The sequence below is a fragment of the Ottowia flava genome, assembly GCF_008017535.1.
Lineage (GTDB): Bacteria > Pseudomonadota > Gammaproteobacteria > Burkholderiales > Burkholderiaceae_C > Ottowia > Ottowia flava.
Map to the genome: position 1 here is coordinate 60029 of NZ_VRUA01000002.1, position 18085 is coordinate 78113.

Here is an 18085-nt window from a genome sequence, read left to right on the forward strand (position 1 = left end):
AGGCTCCGGTGAGCCCTTCGGGACGACCGCTGGTCGGCCGACGCGGCACCCCAGCGAACCGATCCTGACAGGGGCTTCAGTGGCGGGGCGTCACCATGACCGGCGCGCCTGGCGCAGGCGCTGGCACCGCCTGCGGAACGGCACCGCTCGTTGGCACCGGCGGCGCGCTGCCGCCTGTGGCGTTGGCCACCGGCACCAGCGGTACACCCACGCGACGCACGGTCTGCGCCGGGTTGGGGTAGCCCTCCAACGCGGCGACGAACAGCGCGGCCAGCACGTTGTCGGTGTCGTGCCAGGGGCCGTCGTGGCGGGCGCGGGTGTCGTACACGATCTGGCCGGTGCGCAGGTCGCGCATCAGCAGGTTGACCTCGCTCACGTAGGCCGGAATGGACGGGTCGTCCAGCGGCCAGCCCATGCCCAGCCCGATGCCACCGCCGCGCCAGCCGCCGCCAAAACCGAGCCCAAGCGACAGGCGCGGGCCGTAGCCCATCGGGCGGCCCCATTCGTCGCGCCAGTAGGCGCTGACGTAGCCGCCAACCTGCACGCTCAGTTGCGCGTTGGCGTCGTCGCGCAGCGCACCCACGCGCGCCAGGGCGGCCTGCGCCATGGCCTCCAGCTTGTCAGGCGCCGGCTGGCCGGCGACGAGGGGACCGCGCTCAAAGCGGTAGCGGGCGTTCAGCAGCACCGCCGCACCCGGCGCCTGCGCGGCCACGGTGCGCACATCGGCGTCCACCGTGCGCGGCCCGGTGGCACAGGCCGTGAGGCCCGCCAGCACGGCCGCCACCGCGATCCATTTCAACCAGAACTGCATGTCGAAACCTCCTGCACCGATGACGAAGCCGCTGCCTCGGGCCGCGGCGTCAGGCGCTGACCAGCCGCACGCCGCCAAAAGGCGTGCCCACCGATTCGGCAAAGCGCTCTTCGTCAAACGCCTTGTCGCCGTTTTCGTCCGGCGTGCCCGTCGCCTTCAGATGGCGGAAGTCGTGCAAGGTTCCGTCCATCAGGTGCGAGGGCACCACGTTCTGCAGCGCAGTGAACATGTTTTCAATGCGCCCCGGGTGCTTCTTCTGCCAGTCGCGCAGCATCTCGCCGATCACCTGCCGCTGCAGGTTGTCCTGACTGCCGCACAGGTTGCACGGGATGATCGGGAATTCGCAGTGCTCGGCCCAGCGGATCAGGTCCGATTCGGCCACGTTGGCCAGTGGCCGGATCACGATGAATTCGCCGTTGTCGCTGGTCAGCTTGGGCGGCATGCCCTTGAGCTTGCCGCCGAAGAACATGTTCAAAAAGAAGGTCTGGAGCATGTCGTCGCGGTGGTGGCCCAGCGCGATCTTGTTGCACTTCAGCCTTCGCGCCACGCTGTACAGAATGCCCCGGCGCAGGCGCGAACACAGGCTGCACGTGGTTTTGCCTTCGGGGATCTTGGCCTTGACGATGCTGTAGGTGTCCTGCGTCTCGATGTGGTGCTCGATGCCCAGGTTCTGCAGGTAGGCCGGCAGGATTTCGGCGGGAAAGCCGGGCTGCTTCTGGTCCAGGTTGACGGCCACCAGCTCAAACGGCACCGGCGCGCGCGCCTGCAGCTTCATCAGGATGTCCAGCAGGCCGTAGCTGTCCTTGCCGCCCGACAGGCAGACCATTACGCGGTCACCGGCCTCGATCATGTTGAAGTCGGCAATCGCCTGGCCGACCTGGCGGCACAGGCGCTTTTCCAGCTTGAGCGCCTCGCGCTCGGCCTTGGAACGGGCGGAGGGGCCAGCGGCAACGTCAACGTCGTCCAGAACAGAAGGGTTCGCGGTCATGCCCCGATTGTCCCAGATGGCCCTGCGCGGCGCTGGCCGCGCGCCCAGCGCTTACTGCGGCTGCGCGATGGCGCGCGCCGCCTTGATCGCCTCGTCCGCCATCACGCGGTGCAGGCGCGGGCTCGGGTGGAAGTTGTCGGACCACATATAGGTGTCGCCCGCGTTCGGTTTGACCAGGGTCTGCGCCGTGCAGAACACCGCGCTGCGCGTGGGCTCGGTGTTGTTGCAGGCCATGTCGGCGGTGTTTTCGATGCCGAAATCGCCCGGCTTGGCCAGCACACGCGCCAGCGTGTCGGTCAGGTCGAGGTACTGCACGTCCGGCAGACCCTGGGTGCCCTCGGCCACGATGCGGTTGAAGCGCGTGGCCCAGTTCGTCACCACCGCAGGCGCCTGGGGCACGGTGCAGGCGGCCAGGTCCAGCGGCTTCATGAAGGCCGCACCAAACGGCGTCACGGTGAAGTCGAACGCGCCGGCCACCAACACGGGGCCGCCGCCCTGGTCCTTGATGCGCTTGACAGCGCTGACCAGCGCATTGGCGGCCTCGTCCACCGCCGCGTCGGCCGCCGCCTGGGTCGGCGCCGCAGCGCCGCGCCCGTTGCTGTCGGTGCCCCAGCACAGGTCGGACAGCTGGGCGTACAGGTCGTTGCTGCCGCCGTCGATCACCACCAGCTGGTCGGCGGCAAAGCGGCCGTGCTGGCTCAGGTAGCGCTCCACCTGCTGCGCCACCGGGGCGACCACGTCGTTGTTGCCCACGCCGCTCTGGCTGGGAAAACGGGCGACGCGCGCGCCGCCTTCGGCGTACCCGTTGCCGCCCAGCACCCTCGCCGTGCCGACGCCCGCGCTGGCGATGCCCGAGGCCGTGGCGTCCAAGGTCAGCGCACGGTTGGGCGACAGCGTCAGCCCATAATGCGCAGCCACGCTTTCGACCCACACCGGCGTCGGGTTGACGGTGAACTTGCCCGGGTTGTCGGGGCGCCCGGTCGCCGGTGCGTAGGTGCCGACGTCGCTCAGGCTGTCGCCAAAGACGGTGATCGATTTGACGCGCACCGCATCGTCATCGCTGCCGCCACCACAGCTGGCCAACACGGCCAGCGCCAGACTGGCGGACGCCACGCGGGCGAAGGTCTTGAAGCGAACAGGCATGGCGCGATCCCCAAAGAAGTGAGTGAGCCAGCGCCCACCTTCCCGGGCCGACGCCACCACGGCCGCCGTGCCGGGGCCGTGCCGGGGCCGTGCCCGCGTTATACCGAAAAAACCGCAGCAGCCAAGCCAGACAAGGCGCCGCGCTGCGGCCCTACCAGCGGCCCGCCTCCATCCGTATCGCCACTTCGCAATCGTCAAAGATTTCCAGCTTGGCGATCTTCACGCGCACGCCCAGCACGCCGTGCAAGCCCAGCAGGCGCTCGCACAGCTTGCCGATCAGCGATTCAAGCAGGTTGACGTGCTCGTCCGTGCATTCGTCGATGATGATCTGGCGCACCTTGCGGTAGTCCAGCACGTGGGTGATGTCGTCGTCGCGCGGGCGAAGCGGCTGCGGGCCGAGGTTCAGCTCGGCGTCAACCTGGATCGGCTGCGGCGCGGTTTTTTCCTCGTCGAGGATGCCCAGGCTGGCGTCAAAGCGCAGGCCGTTCAGCGTCAGCGTCTGGCCGCCGGCGGTGGCGTCGGCAGCCGCGTTCGCTTCTTTTTCAATAGCTGGCTGCGCAATCGGCTGTAGGGCCGGCGCCGCATTCATCATGGAAAAATCGCGTTCAAAGCGCACCAGGTGCTGGCCGCCGTCGACCAGCAGCGTGGCGCCGGTGAGCGAGCGGTTGCCCAGCGCAAACACCACCGTGGCGGCCACGTCCTCAGGCGTGGACGAGCGGCCCAACGGGCTCATGCGGTGCAGCTCGGCAAAGCGCTCGTCGCTCAGCAGATGGCTGGTCAGCGTCAGCCCAGGCGCAACGCCAACCACCCGCACGCGCGGCGCCAGGGCCTGCGCCAGCAGCGTGGTGGCGCTTTGCAGCGCGGCCTTGCTGAGGGTATAGCTCAAGAAGTCCGGGTTGGGGTTGAACAGCTTCTGGTCCAGCAGGTTGACCACGCAGCCGGTGGCGGGCGGCGCATCGCGCGCATCCAGGTGCGCGGCCAGGGCCTGCGCCAGCAGCACGGGTGCGGCGGTGTTGGCGTGCAGATGCGCGTCGAGCAAGCGGGTGCTGAAGCTGGTGGCGTTGTCGAACTCGAACAGCGCGGCGCTGTTGACCACCGCGTCGACCGGGCCGAGCGCGGCGACCACACGCGGCAGCAGCGCGCGGGCTTGCGCCTCGTCCGCCAGATCGGCATCAAATGCGGCGCCAGCCGGCCCCAACTCTGCGCAGGCAGCTACGGTATCCAGAGCATCCTGGCGCGATCGGTGGTAGTGCACGGCGACGCGCCAGCCGGCCGCAGCGCAAGCCAGCGCGATGGCGCGGCCCAGGCGCCGGCCAGCGCCGGTGACGAGCACGGTGCGGGAAAGGGCAGCGGTGTTCAAGGACAATCGGGGGTGTGAAAAAGACGGAATCCAGTGTAACCAGCGGCGCTGCGGCGAACGGCCTGGCGCAGCCTGCTGACGCATCGGCGCAGGCCGAGCTGACGGCGCGCATCGCCGACGCCATCCGCGCCGCCGGCGGCTGGATCGGCTTTGACCGCTTCATGCACCTGGCGCTGTACGCGCCGGGGCTGGGCTACTACGCGCACGGCTCGCGCAAGTTCGGCGCGCTGCCGGGTTCTGGCAGCGACTTCGTGACGGCTCCCGAGCTGTCGCCGCTGTTCGGCCGCGCGCTGGCCGGGCAGGTGGCCGAAAGCCTGCGCGCCACCGGCACCGACGCGGTGTGGGAGTTCGGCGCCGGCAGCGGCGCGCTGGCCGAGCAGCTGATCACCGGCCTGGCCGCGCTGGGCCAGCCGCTGGCGCGCTACACCATCGTCGATGTGTCCGGCAGCCTGCGCGCGCGCCAGCAAGAGCGCCTGGCGCCACTGCTGGCCGCGCACCCGGGTTTGCAGATCGACTGGGCCGATCGCCTGCCCGAGGCGCTGCGCGGCGTGGTGGTCGGCAACGAAGTGTTGGACGCCATGCCGGTGCAGCTGCTGGCGCGTGTGGACGGGCAGTGGATGGAGCGCGGCGTGGCGCTTTCAGATGCTTTTGAGGCCACAGCCCTACAACCACGAGCGCAAGCAGCTACCGATTCAGTAGCACCCTTCGTCTGGTCCGACCGCCCGACCGAGCTGCGCCCGCCCTTTGATGTGGAAGGCGAACACGACTTTCTCACCGAAATCCACCTTCAGGCGCGTGCCTTCATCACCACGCTGGCCGAGGCGCTGGTGCGCGGCGGCGCGGGCGCGGCGTTCTTCATCGACTACGGCTTTCCCGAGGCCGAGTACTACCACCCGCAGCGCCACATGGGCACGCTGGTCTGCCACCGCGCGCACCAGGTCGACGACGACCCGCTGAGCGCCGTGGGCGCCAAGGACATCACCGCGCACGTCAACTTCACCGACGTGGCACTGGCCGCGCAGGACGCGGGGCTCGACGTGCTGGGCTACACCAGCCAGGCGCGTTTTTTGCTGAACTGCGGCATCGCCCAGGCCATGGAAGCGGCCGACCTGCCGACCCGCGCCAACGCCATGAAGCTGCTGACCGAGCACGAGATGGGCGAGCTGTTCAAGGTGATCGGCTTCGCCACGCCAGGGCACCCGGCGGCGCTGGGCTTTGCCGCGGGCGACCGCGTGCACCGGCTCTGACCCATGATCCGCTGGGTCATCGTCATCTTCCTGGCGCTGATGCTGATCAGCTGGTTCACGCCGTTTTTGAACAAGCTGGGCTTCGGCCGGCTGCCGGGCGACTTCCGCTTCAGGCTGTTCGGGCGCGAGTGGTTCATCCCGCTGACGACGACGCTGATCCTGAGCGGTGTGGCCAGCCTGATTGCGCGGCTGCTGTAGGCCCAGGCGACTTCAGCGAACTCACTTTTCGATAGCTTCTTGCGCAGTTTGGGCAAGGGCTACAAGCCGATTTTCCTCACAACATTTCGTCAGGCGCCAACGGCCCCAGCAGCTGCAGCACCATGCGCAGGCCCAGGCTGGCGTCGGGCTCGCTGCGCGCGTCTTCGAAGGGCGCGTCCGGCGGCGCGCGCCAGCGCAGCTGGTCTTCGGCGGTGAGCTCCATCTTCCAGGCGCTGTCGTCCAGCGTGTCGTCGATCTTGGCGGTGGCCTCGCGCGACAGGGCCACGCTGCGCACGACCAGCGCGACCTCGGTGTTCTGCAGCTTGGAGCGCAGGTCGAGGTTCATCGAGCCGATGCTGATCACGCGCCCGTCGATGATGAATATCTTGGAATGTAGGCTGGCCTTGGAGCCGCCCGCGCCCGAGCCGAACACCGTGCGGTCGAGCTTGGCGCCCTGCAGCGCGCGCATCTCGTACAGCTCGACCCCCAGGCGGATCAGGTCCTTGCGGTAGCGCGCATAGCCCACGTGGGCCAGCGGCGCGTCGTTGGACGCCAGCGAATTGGTCAGCACCCGCACGCGCACGCCGCGCGCGCGCATGGCGGCAAACACCTTCATCATCTCGGGCCCCGGCACGAAGTATGGCGAGACGATGAGCGCGTCGCGCCGGGCGCTTTGCATCAGCGCCAGCATGCCGTCGACCACGGTGTCGTCGGTGTGCTCGTCGTTCAATTCCGGCACGAGCTTGGAGGGCTTGTCCACCAGCAACAGCGCCGGCGCCCAGGTCAGCTGTAGCGTGTCCAGATCCATGGCCGGGGGCAGCAAGGGCGGGCCGACAGCGTCCGAAGGCGCGGACGCGGCCGCCTCGGGGCCGTGGTGGCCGTTGGCCGAGGGCGCTGAAGCGGTCTCCGCACCGGCGGCCCCGGCGGTCTGTGCGCCCGCGGTGGCCGACGCCGCCGGCCGGGCGGGAGCGGTCGAGTGGTACAGCGCGCGCAGCTCGTCCGGCGTGATGAGCGACTGCACCGGGTAGGCGAGCGGATTGTTCCAGTAGTTGTCGAAGCTGAGCGACATGGCCCGCACCACCGGGCCGACGGCGAGCACGTCCATGTCGACGAAATTGCTGCCGTCGGCGGTGCCGAAGTAGGAATCGCCCAGGTTGCGCCCCCCGGTGATGCCCCAGGCGTTGTCGGCGATGTACAGCTTGTTGTGCATGCGGTGCTGGATGCGCTTGAAGTCGCCCAGCGAACCCAGCGCCCGCAGCGCCCCTGCGCCGCGCCCGCCCGGCAGCGGGTTGAACATGCGCATCTCCACGTTGGGCAGAAAGGCCATGGCCATGACCAGCGCGTTGCGGCCGGTGGAATTGAAGTCGTCCAGCAGGATGCGCACGCGCACCCCGCGCGCGGCGGCCGCGCGCACCGCGGTGAGCAGCTCGCGCGTGCTGGCGTCGGCGTGGATGGCGTAGTACTGGATGTCGAGCGTGCGGGCCGCGCGCTCGGTCAGCGCGAGGCGGCTGCTGTAGGCCTCGTTGGGCGAGCCGATCAGGGCAAACCCCGAATCGCCGTCCTGCTCGGCGCGCGCCGACGCTGGCCGCCGCGCATCGGCCAGCGCGCCCAGCGGCGTGCCCTGCGGCTGCGCCAGGGCGTGCGATTCGGGCCGCGCCACATCGGTCGGCAGGCTGCCGCAACCCGGCAAAGGCAAGAGCGCGACCAACAACGACGCCGTGCAGCCCAACCGACGCAGGAGTCCGCGCGGCTTGAGGGCTTGAGGTATCGGCGGGGTGAATGTCGTCATCGCACGTCCGGTGAATGGCAGGCAGAAATCATAGTCAGCGCCCTGCGCCGCAGCTGTCGGACGACGGCCTCACCTGCGCTGCGAAAGCGCGCCCGAGGTCGGCCAGACAGCAAAAAACCGCCCGAGGGCGGCCTTTCGAGGTGAGTGCGCGCTTCGAACGCCCAGCTGATCAGGCCGTCTGGTCGTCCACGCTGGCGGCGGGTGCGTTGGTCACGCACGACTGGATGCCGTTGTCGCGGGCCGATTCGCTGGAATACATCTGGCTCTGGCCGATGACCTGACCATTGCCGGCCTTGAGCGTGAAATACGGCGAGCCATCCTTGGCGACCAGCTTCTCGTAACGGGCTGCGTCGCCACCGTTCTTCTTGACCGATTCGATGCCGTTGACCGCGCTGGCCTTGGCTTCGTACATCTCGCTGGTGAGGATGGTCTGACCGTTGCCGGCCAGCAGGGAGAAATGGAACTTGTCGTTCTTGGACTTCTTCAGTTCAAACTTGCCTGCCATGAAAACTCCTTCGTTGGCGCCAAAGCACGGTTGGCTGGCGCGCATTGTGGCCGCCTGGGCATGACATTTCAACCCGGCAAGCGCGCGGCGTGCGATACCGCACAGGCCTGTCGCGGATCGGCCAAAACCCGGGGGAGGATGGTCAGCTCTGGATCAGGCGCCGCGATTTCGATACCGACAGCAGCATGCCGAGCGCCAGGCCAAGCGTCACCATCGCCGTGCCGCCATAGCTGATGAAGGGCAGCGGCACGCCCACCACGGGCAGGATGCCGCTCACCATGCCCATGTTGACAAAGGCGTAGGTGAAGAAGATGGTCGTCAGCGCTGCGGCGAGGAGGCGCGCGAACAGCGTCGGGCCATCGGCCGCGATCATGAGGCCGCGCAGGATCAGGAAGGTGAAGCCCGCCAGCAGCGTCAGGTTGCCGATCAGCCCGAATTCCTCGGAATAGGCGGCAAAGATGAAGTCGGTCGTGCGCTCGGGGATGAACTCCAGGTGCGTCTGCGTGCCCTGCATGAAGCCCTTGCCGTGCAGCCCCCCCGAGCCGATGGCGATCATGCCCTGCAGGATGTGGAAGCCCTTGCCCAGCGGGTCGCGCGTAGGGTCCATCAGGGTGCACACGCGCTGACGCTGGTACTCGTGCAGCACCACCCAGTCGACGCCATCGGCGCACAGCTCGGTCTCGAAGCTCAGCAGCAGGACGATGCCGACGATGCCGATCAGCACAGGGGGCAGCACCAGCTTCCAGGGCAGGCCGGCGAAGAAGATCACGGCCAGGCCCGCCGCCATGACCAGCAGCGCGGTGCCAAGGTCGGGCTGCTTCATGATCAGGCCCACCGGCACCGCCAGCAACGCAAACGCGACGACGAAATCCACCGGGCGGGTCTGCCCTTCGCGCCGATGGAACCACCACGCCAGCATCAGCGGCATGGCGATCTTGAGCAGCTCGCTGGGCTGAATGACGATGCCCAGATTGATCCAGCGCGTGGCGCCCTTCTTGGTGATGCCAAAGAACTCGACGCCCAGCAACAGCACCACGCCCACGACGTAGAGCGGCACCGCCATGCTCATCAGCCGCTGGGGCGACACCTGCGCCACCACGAACATGATGCTGGCTGCGATCAGCATGTTGCGGCCGTGGTCGATGAAGCGGGTGCCGTGATCGAACCCCGATGAGTACATCGCCGTCAGCCCCATGCCGGCCAGCGTCAGCACCGCCAGCAGCAGCCAGAAATCGAACCCGCGCAGGAACGGCAGGACGCGCCGCCAGACCGAAGGACGTTCGAAAACCACTGCCATGCCGAATTATCCCCCGGCGACACCCGCATGCAGGCTGCACGGCGACGCAAAAAGCCGCGAGAGGTGCCAAAGCCACCCGCTACCATCGCCCGCATGGCCACCACGCACCTGCTCTACCTGCACGGCTTTCGCTCATCCCCGCAATCGACCAAGGCGCGCAGGGTCGGCGAACGCGTGCAGGCCAAGCACCCGGGCGTCACCTGGTGGTGCCCGCAATTGCCGCCGTCGCCAAGCGAGGCCGCCGCGCTGATCCAGCAAGGCGTGGCCGACTGGCCGCGCGGGCAGATGGCGGTCTGCGGCTCGTCCCTGGGCGGGTTTTACGCCACCTGGCTGGCCGAGCAGGCCGGCTGCAAGGCGGTGCTGCTGAACCCGGCCATCGACCCGGCGCGCGACCTGGCCGGCTACATCGGCGAGCAGACCGCCTGGCACGACCCGGACGAGCGCTTCTTCTTCCGCCCCGAGTACATCGGCGAGTTGCGCGCCCTGCAAACCGGCCCCCTCACCCGCCCCGAGCGCTACTTCGCGGTGATCGCCAAGGGCGACGAGTTGCTCGACTGGCGCGAGATGACCGGCCGCTACCCCGGCGCGCAGATTCGCCTGCTGGAAGGCAGCGACCACGCCCTCAGCGATTTCGACCAGCACATCGACGCCGTGTTCGACTTTCTGGAACTTGCGCCCGCCTGAGTGCTCTTTCTGAGAATGTGCCGCGCAAAAGCCCTCTCGCAGGGTCTGTTCAGCACATCTTTTTTGATAGCTGCCCGCGCGACACAGGCGCCGCTTTCAGCCACTTTTATTCAAATCAACCCGGCAACGTGGTACCTGCGCGCCACCGAAGCCGTCTGCCTGCAAGGAACCTCAATGACGCCCGACAACGCCGCCCGCTACGGCAGCTTCAGCCGCTTTCTGCACTGGACCATGGCCCTGGGCATCGGCTGGATGCTGGTCTCGGCCATCACCCATTCACTGGCCAAGGATTCGGGGCTTGACGCCTTCATGTGGCCCACGCACAAGCACGTGGGCAGCGCGCTGATGGTGCTGGTGGTGGTGCGCCTCCTGTGGGCCTTGGTCAACACCGCGCGGCGCCCGGCTTCGCTCAGCTTGGCGGCCAAGCTCGGGCATTGGGCGCTCTACGCGCTGATGTTCGCCATCCCGCTCATCGGGCTGCTGCGCCAGTACGGTTCGGCACGCGCCTTCTCGCCGCTCGGCCTGCCGGTCTTTCCTGGCCGCGACGAAAGCACCAAGATCCAGTGGATGACCGACCTCGGCGGCGCCCTGCACGGCGAGCTGGGCTGGGTGCTGCTGGCGGCCGTGCTGGGCCACATCGCCATGGCTTGGTGGCACCGCCGCAGCCCGACCGACAACGTGCTGCCGCGCATGATCGGAAGCAGCGCGAGCGCCCGCTGAGGCCCGCCGCCATGACCGGCTTTGGCCGGTGGGTACCTGAGGATGGGAAAATCCCCCTCCTCTATGCATGTTCTCTTTGACGAAGCCGGGAAATTCCTCGCCGGCCGTATCCTTTCCGAGGCCGAGGCCTCGGCCCAGGTTGAACTCGATTCGGGCAAGCGCCTGAAGGTCAAGTCCGCCAACCAGTTGCTGCGTTTTGACAAACCGGCGCCGGCGGAATTGCTGGCGCGCGCCCAGCCGATGGCAGCCGAGGTCGAGCTGCCATTGGCCTGGGAATTCGCCCCCGAGGCCGAATTCGGCTTCGACGAACTGGCCGCCGATTATTTTGGCGATGCGCCCGACGTGGTGCAGCGCACCGCCATGCTGATGGCACTGCAGGATGCGCCGCACTACTTCCGCCGCGCCGGCAAGGGGCGCTTTCGCAAGGCGCCGGCCGACATCGTGGCGCAGGCCTTGGCCGCGATCGAGAAGAAAAAACAGATCGCCGCCCAAATCAACGAATGGGCAGGCGAGCTGGTGGCGGGCCAGACGCCCCAACCGGTGCGCGATCAGCTCTACAAGATCCTGTTCAAGCCGGACAAGAACGCGCCCGAATACAAGGCCGTGGTCGAAGCCAGCCGCAACGCGCAGCTGGCGCCGCTCACGCTGCTGCAGCGCGCCGGCGCGATCGAATCGCCCTACCAGTTCCACTGGCAGCGCTTCTTGTTCGAGAACTTCCCCAAGGGCACGGGCTTTCCGCCGCTGGCGGCGGCGGCCATCACGGAAGAGCTGCCGCTGGCCAATGTGCAGGCGTTTTCCATCGACGATTCGCACACCACCGAGATCGACGACGCGCTGTCGCTGCAGGGCCTGGGCACGGGCACCGTGGTGGTGGGCATCCACATCGCGGCGCCCGGCCTGGCGATACAGCCGGACGATGCGCTGGACCAGGTCGCGCGCGCCCGCCTGTCCACGGTGTACATGCCGGGCTACAAGATCACCATGCTGCCGGACGACGTGGTGCAGACCTACACGCTGAGCGAAGGGCGCGACGTGCCCGCGGTGTCGCTGTACGTGACGATGAACGAGGCGACCTTCGATATCCAGCACAGCGAAACGCGACTGGAGCGTGTGCCCATCGCCGCCAACCTGCGCCACGACCAGCTGGACCACATCGTTACGCCCGAGTGGTTGTCCGGCAACAGCCATTCTGAAGAAAAAAGCGCTTTGCCCGCGCCAGTAGAGCGCAAGCAGCTATCCTTTTTATACCGACTGGCGCAACACCTGAAAGCCGGGCGCGAGCGCGTGCGCGGCAAGCCCGAGACCTTTTCCCGGCCCGACTACACCTTCCGTCTGGTGGGCCAGCAGGGCGACGTGCCAACCGGCAAGGAGCAGGTGCAGATCACCACGCGCCAGCGCGGCGCGCCGCTCGACCTGATCGTGGCCGAAGCGATGATCCTCGCCAACAGCACCTGGGGCCAGTGGCTGGGCACGCTGGGCGTGCCTGGCATCTACCGCAGCCAGGCCAGCCTGCTGCCGGGCATCAAGGTGCGCATGGGCGCCAAGGCGCTGCCGCACGCCGGCATCGGCGTACCGGCCTACGCCTGGAGTACTTCGCCTCTGCGGCGCTATGTTGACCTCGTCAACCAGTGGCAGATCATTGCCGCGGCGCGCCACGGCAAGACGGCGGCGCTGGCCGCGCCCTTCAAACCCAAGGACGCGCAGCTGTTCGCCGTGATCAGCGCGTTCGATGCCGCCTACAGCGCCTACAACGCGCACCAAGCGAGCATGGAGCGCTTCTGGACGCTGCAGCACCTGCGCCAGCACGGCACAACCGAGGTGACCGCCCAGCTGATCAAGGAAATGGCTGGCGGCGCCTGGCTGGTGCGCGCGGAGGAACTGCCGCTGGTGTTCAGCGTGATGGGCACGCAGGCGCTGGTGCGCGGCATGCGCGTGCGCGTGAAGCTGGGGGCGATCGACGACATTTCGCTTGACGTGCACGGCACCGTGACCGAGGTGCTGGCGGCCAACGCGAACGTGAGCAGCCCCGCCGACGACAACAGCGATGAGGAAGATGACGCACCCGCCGCCGGGCCGTTGACGATTGCGGTGGACGTGAACGAGAGCGAGGCCGGAAGCCCTGATAATCCGGCCTCGTAATGCTGCGTTTTTTCAAGTCGCTGTCGACACTGCAATGGGCCCTGGGCCTGTCGGTGCTGTTCCACGCCGTGGTGCTGACGGCGCGCTTTGTCGACCCTGAAGGCTTTCAGCGCGTCTTCCAGGACACTACGCTGGACGTGATCCTGGTCAACGCCAAATCGGACGAAGCGCCGGAAAAGGCCCAGGCCATCGCACAGGCCAACCTGGCCGGTGGCGGCGAGGCCGAAGGCCGTCGCATCGCCAGCACGCCGTTGCCGCCCAGCCTGCAGCAGTCGACCGGCGACGCGCCTGTCAACGAAAACCAGCGCCGCATCGACAACATGCTGGAACAGCAGGAGATGCTGCTGGCCCAGGTGCGCCAGCAGCTCGCTGCCATGCCCAAGGTCGATCCGCGGAAACCGAGCGATGACCCCGAATCCCAGGCCCAGGAGGAGCGTCGCCAGCAACTGTCCAAGCTGCTGGCCGCCATCGAGCAGCGGGTGGACGAGGAAAACTCGCGCCCCCGCAAGCGCTTTTTGAGCCCGGCAACGCTGGGCACGACCTACGCGCAGTACTACGACGACATGCGCCGCAAGATCGAGGTCGAAGGCACGACCAACTTCCCGCAGATGGCCGGCCGCAAGCTGTATGGCGAACTGCTGATGGCGCTGCTGATCAACCACGACGGCCGCATCCTGGATGCACGTGTGGTGCAGAGCTCGGGCAACCGCGCGCTGGACAAGCTGGCCGAGCTGATCGCCTCGCGAGCCGCACCGTTCGGACCTTTCACGGCGTCGATGCGCAAGGACACCGACCAGTTCGACGTGACCGCGCGCTTCAAGTTCACGCGCGACATGAAGCTTGAGACCACGCTGCAGGCCGATCCGCTGGACAGCACCGTTAAAAATGGAACACCGCCGTGACGACGGCACCTTCTCCTGAGTCGCCTGCGGCGCTTCCCCGCTTCTTCCTCCGGGAAGCGCGGCAACTGGGGCGCCTGATTGCGCGGCCGCGGATGGCGGTCAGGCCATGCGGCGCGCCACTCGTCCGCTGTGGCCTTTTGAACTTGTTTGCAAGCTCTGCACTTTCCCTGCGGAGGGCCTGACATGCTGCGCACCTTCGGCCGCTGGATCTTGCTGTGCGTGCTCGCACTGCTGTTGCTGGAGGCGTTCTTCATCGGGCGCATCGCGCTGATGGCGGTGCTGGACCCGAAGTCGACGGCGTTTCAGCGCTCGGAAGCCTGGCGGCTGGCGTCGCAGGGCGAACTACGCTGGCGCCAGGACTGGCGCGATTACGACCAGATTTCCGACCACCTGAAGCGGGCGGTGATCGCGTCGGAGGACGACAGCTTCGTCAACCACGAAGGCGTGGACTGGGACGCGATTGAAAAGGCCTGGGATCGCAACGCCAAGGCCGAAGCAGCCGCGGCCGCGCGCGCCGAGCAGAACCGCCCGGCGCGCCCGGTGCGCATCCGCGGTGGGTCGACCATCACCCAGCAGTTGGCCAAGAACCTGCTGCTTTCCGGTGAACGCAACTTGCCGCGCAAGGGCCAGGAGCTGGTGCTGACCTACGCGCTGGAAACGCTGCTGAGCAAGGAGCGCATCCTGGAGATCTACCTCAACAACGTCGAGTGGGGTGAGGGCGTGTTCGGCGCCGAAGCGGCCGCGCAGCATTACTTCCGCAAGAGCGCGGCGCAGCTGAGCGCGCGCGAGGCCGCGCGCCTGGCCGTGATGCTGCCGCGCCCGCGCTACTTCGAGAAACTGCCCCGGTCGGCCTACCTGAACAACCGCAGCTCGATCATCATGGGGCGCATGCGCTCGGCCGAACTGCCTTGAGCGCGTGGGGCTGCGCCTCCATTGAATTTTCACAAAGAATCGCCCTCCAGCCCTAGCCCGAATTGCGCAGCCAGCTATAATTTTTGCAGCAATGAGAGTGCTCGGCATTGACCCCGGACTGCGCACGACGGGCTTTGGTGTGCTCGACGTGGACGGCCCGCGCCTGCGCTACGTGGCCAGCGGCGTGATCGAGACGCGCAGCGTCGACCAAGGCGATTTGCCCGCGCGGCTGAAGGTGCTCTTCGACGGCATTGCTGAACTGAAAGCGCGGTACCAGCCCGAAGTGGCGGCGGTGGAAATTGTCTTCGTCAACGTCAATCCGCAGGCCTCGTTGCTGTTGGGTCAGGCACGCGGTGCATGCGTCACCGCCCTGGTCGCTGGCAACCTGCCGGTGGCCGAATACACGGCACTCCAAATGAAGAAAGCCGTGGCCGGCCATGGCCGCGCTGCCAAGGCGCAGGTGCAGGCCATGGTGCAGCGCCTGTTGCAACTGCCCTCGGCGCCGCGCCCCGACGCCGCCGACGCGCTGGGCCTGGCCATCACGCACGCCCACGCCGGGGCGGCGCTGGCGCGGCTGGCGTCGGCGGGCCAGGCGCGACGCTCCAGCAGCATGTACCGGCAGTCGCGCTGAGCGAGATTCTCAAGTCTTTTGAGCCACCAGCCCTACAACCATCTGCGCAGGCAGCTTCTATTTTTATAGCACATCTGCGCGATGCACCTACAACACGCGCTCGGCGATCAGCACCGCAAAGAAGCCCAGCGCGGCCAGCAGCGTCCACTTCAGCACCACCCAGCCGATGGCGCGAAAGCGCGGCTGGCCCGTGGCGGCGTAGTAGGCAAAGCACACGCCCGACACCAGCAACAACAGCAGGATGAGCCAGCGAAACAGCAGCACCGGTACCGGCCCCCGCTGCGCTTACCAGGCGCGCGCCAGTTGCGCGAAGCCCTGCGGGGCCTGGCGCTCGTCTTCGAAGGTGACGAGTTCCCACGCGTCCTCGTGCGACAGCAACTCGCGCAGCAGGCGGTTGTTGAGCGCGTGGCCAGAGCGGAACGCGGTGTAGGCGGCCAGCATCGGCTTGCCGACGCAGTACAGGTCGCCGATGGCGTCGAGGATCTTGTGCTTGGCGAATTCCTCGGCGTAGCGCAGGCCGTCGGCGTTGAGCACCTTGGTGTCGTCCATGACGACGGCGTTGTCCAGGCCGCCGCCCAGCGCCAGGCCATTGGCGCGCATGGTTTCGACGTCCTTGCTGAAGGCGAAGGTGCGCGCGCGTGCAATGTCGCGGCTGTAGCGGCCCGAGCCCATGTCGAACTCGACGCGCTGGCCGGTGGCGTCGATGGCGGGGTGCTGGAAGTCGATCTCGAACGCCAGGGTGAAGCCGTGGTGCGGCGCCAGGCGCGCCCATTTGAGCTGGTCGCCCTCACCGTCGCGCACTTCAACCGCGCGCTTGACGCGCAGGAACTGCTTGGGTGCCTTTTGCTGTTCGATGCCGGCGCTTTGCAACAGATAGACGAACGAAGACGACGAGCCGTCGAGGATGGGCACCTCTTCGGCCGTGATGTCGATGTACAGGTTGTCCAGCCCCAGGCCCGCGCAGGCGGACATCAGATGCTCGACGGTGCGCACCTTGGCATCGCCCTGGGACAGCGTGGACGCCAGGCGCGTGTCGGTCACGGACAACGCTGAGACCGGGATGTCGACCGGCTGCGGCAGGTCGATGCGACGAAACACGATGCCGGTGTTCGGCGGCGCGGGACGCAGCGTCAGCTCGACCCGTTCACCACTGTGCAGGCCCACGCCAACCGCGCGGGTCAGGGATTTGAGGGTACGTTGCGCAAGCATGGGGCCGATTTTACGGCTTTGCCTACCCGCCGTGCGCTTCAGAGGCCAGTGAGTCGGCATCCAGAATTCATGCTTCAAATTGGCCGTGTGCGCATATGGGTAGTGCGCGAGCAGCTTCTCTATTCATAGCAAAACGCTGCACGGGGTGACCGTGCAGCGTGCTTGCCGCCATGACCTGAACGCGCGACGCGCTGCGATCGATGACCTGCGGGACTCAATCCGCCTGCTTGCGCAGGAAGGCCGGGATCTCGAAGTCGTCCATGCCGCCCGAGGACAGCGCGTCCACCTTGGCCGCAGCCTGGGTGCGGTTGGTGCGCCACACGCTGGGCACCGCCATGTTGCCGTAGTCGGCCTGCGCCTGGCCGGCTTGCGGCTGGGTGGGCGTGACGAACATCGGCTGGTTGTCGGTGCCGGTGCGCAGACCGCCTTGCACCACGGTGATGGGTTGGCGACGCATCGCCTGGCGCGACAGGCCGGTGGCCAGCACGGTGACGCGCAGGTCTTCACCGAGTGTGTCGTCGTAGGCAGCGCCGAAGATGACGTGCGCGTCCTGGGAGGCGTAGGCGCGGATGGTGTTCATCGCTTCCTTCGACTCGTTCAGCTTGAGCGAACCCTTGGACGCAGTGACCAACACCAGCACGCCCTTGGCGCCCGACAGATCAATGCCTTCCAGCAGCGGGCAGGCGATGGCCTGCTCGGCGGCAATGCGGGCGCGGTCAGGGCCGTTGGCCGTGGCCGTGCCCATCATGGCCTTACCGGGCTCGCCCATGATGGTGCGCACGTCTTCAAAGTCGACGTTGACGAAACCGTAGTCGTTGATGATCTCGGCGATGCCGCCGACGGCGTTTTTCAGCACGTCGTTGGCCTGCGCGAAGGCTTCTTCCTGGGTGATGTCGTCGCCCAGGACTTCCAGCAGCTTCTCGTTCAGCACCACCACCAGCGAATCGACGTTGGCCTCCAGCTCGGTCAGACCGGCTTCGGCGTTGGTCATGCGGCGGCCGCCTTCCCAGTCGAAGGGCTTGGTCACCACACCCACCGTCAGGATGCCCATGTCCTTGGCAATGCGCGCGATCACGGGTGCAGCGCCCGTGCCCGTTCCGCCACCCATGCCGGCGGTGATGAACAACATGTGCGCGCCGCGGATCGCCTGGCGGATGTCGTCGGCTGCGGCTTCGGCCGCTTCGCGGCCCTTGTCGGGCTTGCTGCCGGCGCCCAGGCCGCTGTGGCCCAGCTGGATGCTGGCATTGGCCAGCGTGCGGCCAAGCGCCTGCGCATCGGTGTTGGCGCAGATGAATTCCACGCCCTGCACATTGCGCGTGACCATGTGATCGACCGCGTTGCTGCCGCCGCCACCGACGCCGATGACCTTGATCTGGGTGCCGGCGTTGAAGCCTTCGGTTTCAATCATTTCGATGCTCATGGTGTGTACTCCTTATCTGTCTGCAGTTGCCTGGGATGGTTTGATTTTGGGTTGCGCGCGGGAGAAAAACTGGAACTGGGGGTAAGGGGGTGTTTCATCACGGTGGCCCGGTGCTTTGCCACCCGGGGGA

The 18085-nt window shown here is 67.4% G+C and carries 18 protein-coding genes and 1 pseudogene; 8 read left to right on the top strand and 11 right to left on the bottom strand.

Going from position 1 to position 18085, the window contains the following annotated elements:
* Positions 1-76: 76 nt before the first annotated feature.
* From FVQ98_RS02440 to FVQ98_RS19980, 5 genes and pseudogenes are all read right to left on the bottom strand, one after another.
* On the bottom strand, positions 77-811 hold the full coding sequence (locus FVQ98_RS02440) for a DUF4136 domain-containing protein (protein WP_147911841.1): 735 nt from the start codon (positions 809-811) through the stop codon (positions 77-79).
* A 49-nt stretch (positions 812-860) separates the two neighbouring features.
* On the bottom strand, positions 861-1799 hold the full coding sequence (gene ttcA / locus FVQ98_RS02445; protein ID WP_147911842.1) for a tRNA 2-thiocytidine(32) synthetase TtcA: 939 nt from the start codon (positions 1797-1799) through the stop codon (positions 861-863).
* Positions 1800-1850: 51 nt separating this feature from the next.
* On the bottom strand, positions 1851-2942 hold the full coding sequence (locus tag FVQ98_RS02450) for an SGNH/GDSL hydrolase family protein (protein ID WP_147911843.1): 1092 nt from the start codon (positions 2940-2942) through the stop codon (positions 1851-1853).
* Positions 2943-3093: 151 nt separating this feature from the next.
* The gene (locus tag FVQ98_RS19975) at positions 3094-3534 is read right to left on the bottom strand and encodes a dihydroneopterin aldolase (protein WP_370512914.1); all 441 of its coding nucleotides are present in this window, start codon (positions 3532-3534) and stop codon (positions 3094-3096) included.
* Positions 3529-4302, bottom strand: a pseudogene (locus tag FVQ98_RS19980) (SDR family oxidoreductase); the annotation flags it as partial. The gene FVQ98_RS19975 and the pseudogene FVQ98_RS19980, both read right to left, overlap by 6 nt.
* Positions 4303-4364: 62 nt before the next feature.
* Between FVQ98_RS19980 and FVQ98_RS02460 the strand changes: the two are divergent.
* Together FVQ98_RS02460 and FVQ98_RS02465 are read left to right on the top strand one after the other, a co-directional pair.
* Positions 4365-5549, top strand: coding sequence for a class I SAM-dependent methyltransferase (locus FVQ98_RS02460; protein ID WP_370512915.1), 1185 nt, complete (start codon positions 4365-4367; stop codon positions 5547-5549).
* Positions 5550-5552: 3 nt separating this feature from the next.
* Entirely contained in the window at positions 5553-5747 is a 195-nt protein-coding gene (locus FVQ98_RS02465; protein ID WP_147911845.1) for a DUF2905 domain-containing protein, read from the top strand.
* 76 nt (positions 5748-5823) lie between these two features.
* Here FVQ98_RS02465 and FVQ98_RS02470 read toward each other — a convergent pair whose 3' ends face one another.
* The 3 genes from FVQ98_RS02470 to rodA form a co-directional block, all read right to left on the bottom strand.
* Positions 5824-7536 carry a phospholipase D family protein gene (locus FVQ98_RS02470; protein WP_147911846.1) on the bottom strand — a complete coding sequence of 571 codons (1713 nt, stop codon included), beginning with the start codon at positions 7534-7536 and terminating at the stop codon, positions 5824-5826.
* 169 nt (positions 7537-7705) lie between these two features.
* A complete protein-coding gene (locus FVQ98_RS02475; protein ID WP_147911847.1) occupies positions 7706-8041 on the bottom strand; it encodes a YegP family protein in 336 nt (111 codons plus the stop codon).
* Positions 8042-8183: 142 nt separating this feature from the next.
* Entirely contained in the window at positions 8184-9338 is a 1155-nt protein-coding gene (gene rodA, locus FVQ98_RS02480; RefSeq protein ID WP_147911848.1) for a rod shape-determining protein RodA, read from the bottom strand.
* A gap of 93 nt (positions 9339-9431) precedes the next feature.
* Between rodA and FVQ98_RS02485 the strand changes: the two genes are divergently transcribed.
* From FVQ98_RS02485 to ruvC, 6 genes are all read left to right on the top strand, one after another.
* Positions 9432-10022: a YqiA/YcfP family alpha/beta fold hydrolase gene (locus tag FVQ98_RS02485; RefSeq protein WP_147911849.1), complete on the top strand. Its 591-nt coding sequence runs from the start codon at positions 9432-9434 to the stop codon at positions 10020-10022.
* Positions 10023-10196: 174 nt separating this feature from the next.
* Positions 10197-10742 (top strand): cytochrome b, encoded by a 546-nt coding sequence (locus FVQ98_RS02490; protein ID WP_147911850.1) that lies wholly within the window; start codon positions 10197-10199, stop codon positions 10740-10742.
* Between the two features lie 63 nt (positions 10743-10805).
* The gene (locus FVQ98_RS02495; protein ID WP_147911851.1) at positions 10806-12881 is read left to right on the top strand and encodes a ribonuclease catalytic domain-containing protein; all 2076 of its coding nucleotides are present in this window, start codon (positions 10806-10808) and stop codon (positions 12879-12881) included.
* Positions 12881-13783, top strand: coding sequence for an energy transducer TonB (locus FVQ98_RS02500; protein ID WP_147911852.1), 903 nt, complete (start codon positions 12881-12883; stop codon positions 13781-13783). Before FVQ98_RS02495 ends, FVQ98_RS02500 begins: the two co-directional genes overlap by 1 nt.
* 183 nt (positions 13784-13966) lie before the next feature.
* The gene (gene mtgA, locus FVQ98_RS02505; protein ID WP_370512908.1) at positions 13967-14695 is read left to right on the top strand and encodes a monofunctional biosynthetic peptidoglycan transglycosylase; all 729 of its coding nucleotides are present in this window, start codon (positions 13967-13969) and stop codon (positions 14693-14695) included.
* A gap of 91 nt (positions 14696-14786) precedes the next feature.
* On the top strand, positions 14787-15326 hold the full coding sequence (gene ruvC, locus FVQ98_RS02510) for a crossover junction endodeoxyribonuclease RuvC (RefSeq protein ID WP_147911853.1): 540 nt from the start codon (positions 14787-14789) through the stop codon (positions 15324-15326).
* A gap of 87 nt (positions 15327-15413) precedes the next feature.
* Here ruvC and FVQ98_RS19560 read toward each other — a convergent pair whose 3' ends face one another.
* From FVQ98_RS19560 to ftsZ, 3 genes are all read right to left on the bottom strand, one after another.
* The gene (locus FVQ98_RS19560) at positions 15414-15590 is read right to left on the bottom strand and encodes a hypothetical protein (protein WP_187265602.1); all 177 of its coding nucleotides are present in this window, start codon (positions 15588-15590) and stop codon (positions 15414-15416) included.
* A 21-nt stretch (positions 15591-15611) separates the two neighbouring features.
* Complete coding sequence (gene lpxC, locus FVQ98_RS02515) at positions 15612-16535, bottom strand: UDP-3-O-acyl-N-acetylglucosamine deacetylase (RefSeq protein WP_147911854.1); 924 nt, start codon at positions 16533-16535, stop codon at positions 15612-15614.
* A gap of 214 nt (positions 16536-16749) precedes the next feature.
* Positions 16750-17955, bottom strand: coding sequence for a cell division protein FtsZ (ftsZ, locus tag FVQ98_RS02520; protein WP_147911855.1), 1206 nt, complete (start codon positions 17953-17955; stop codon positions 16750-16752).
* Positions 17956-18085 lie beyond the last annotated feature (130 nt).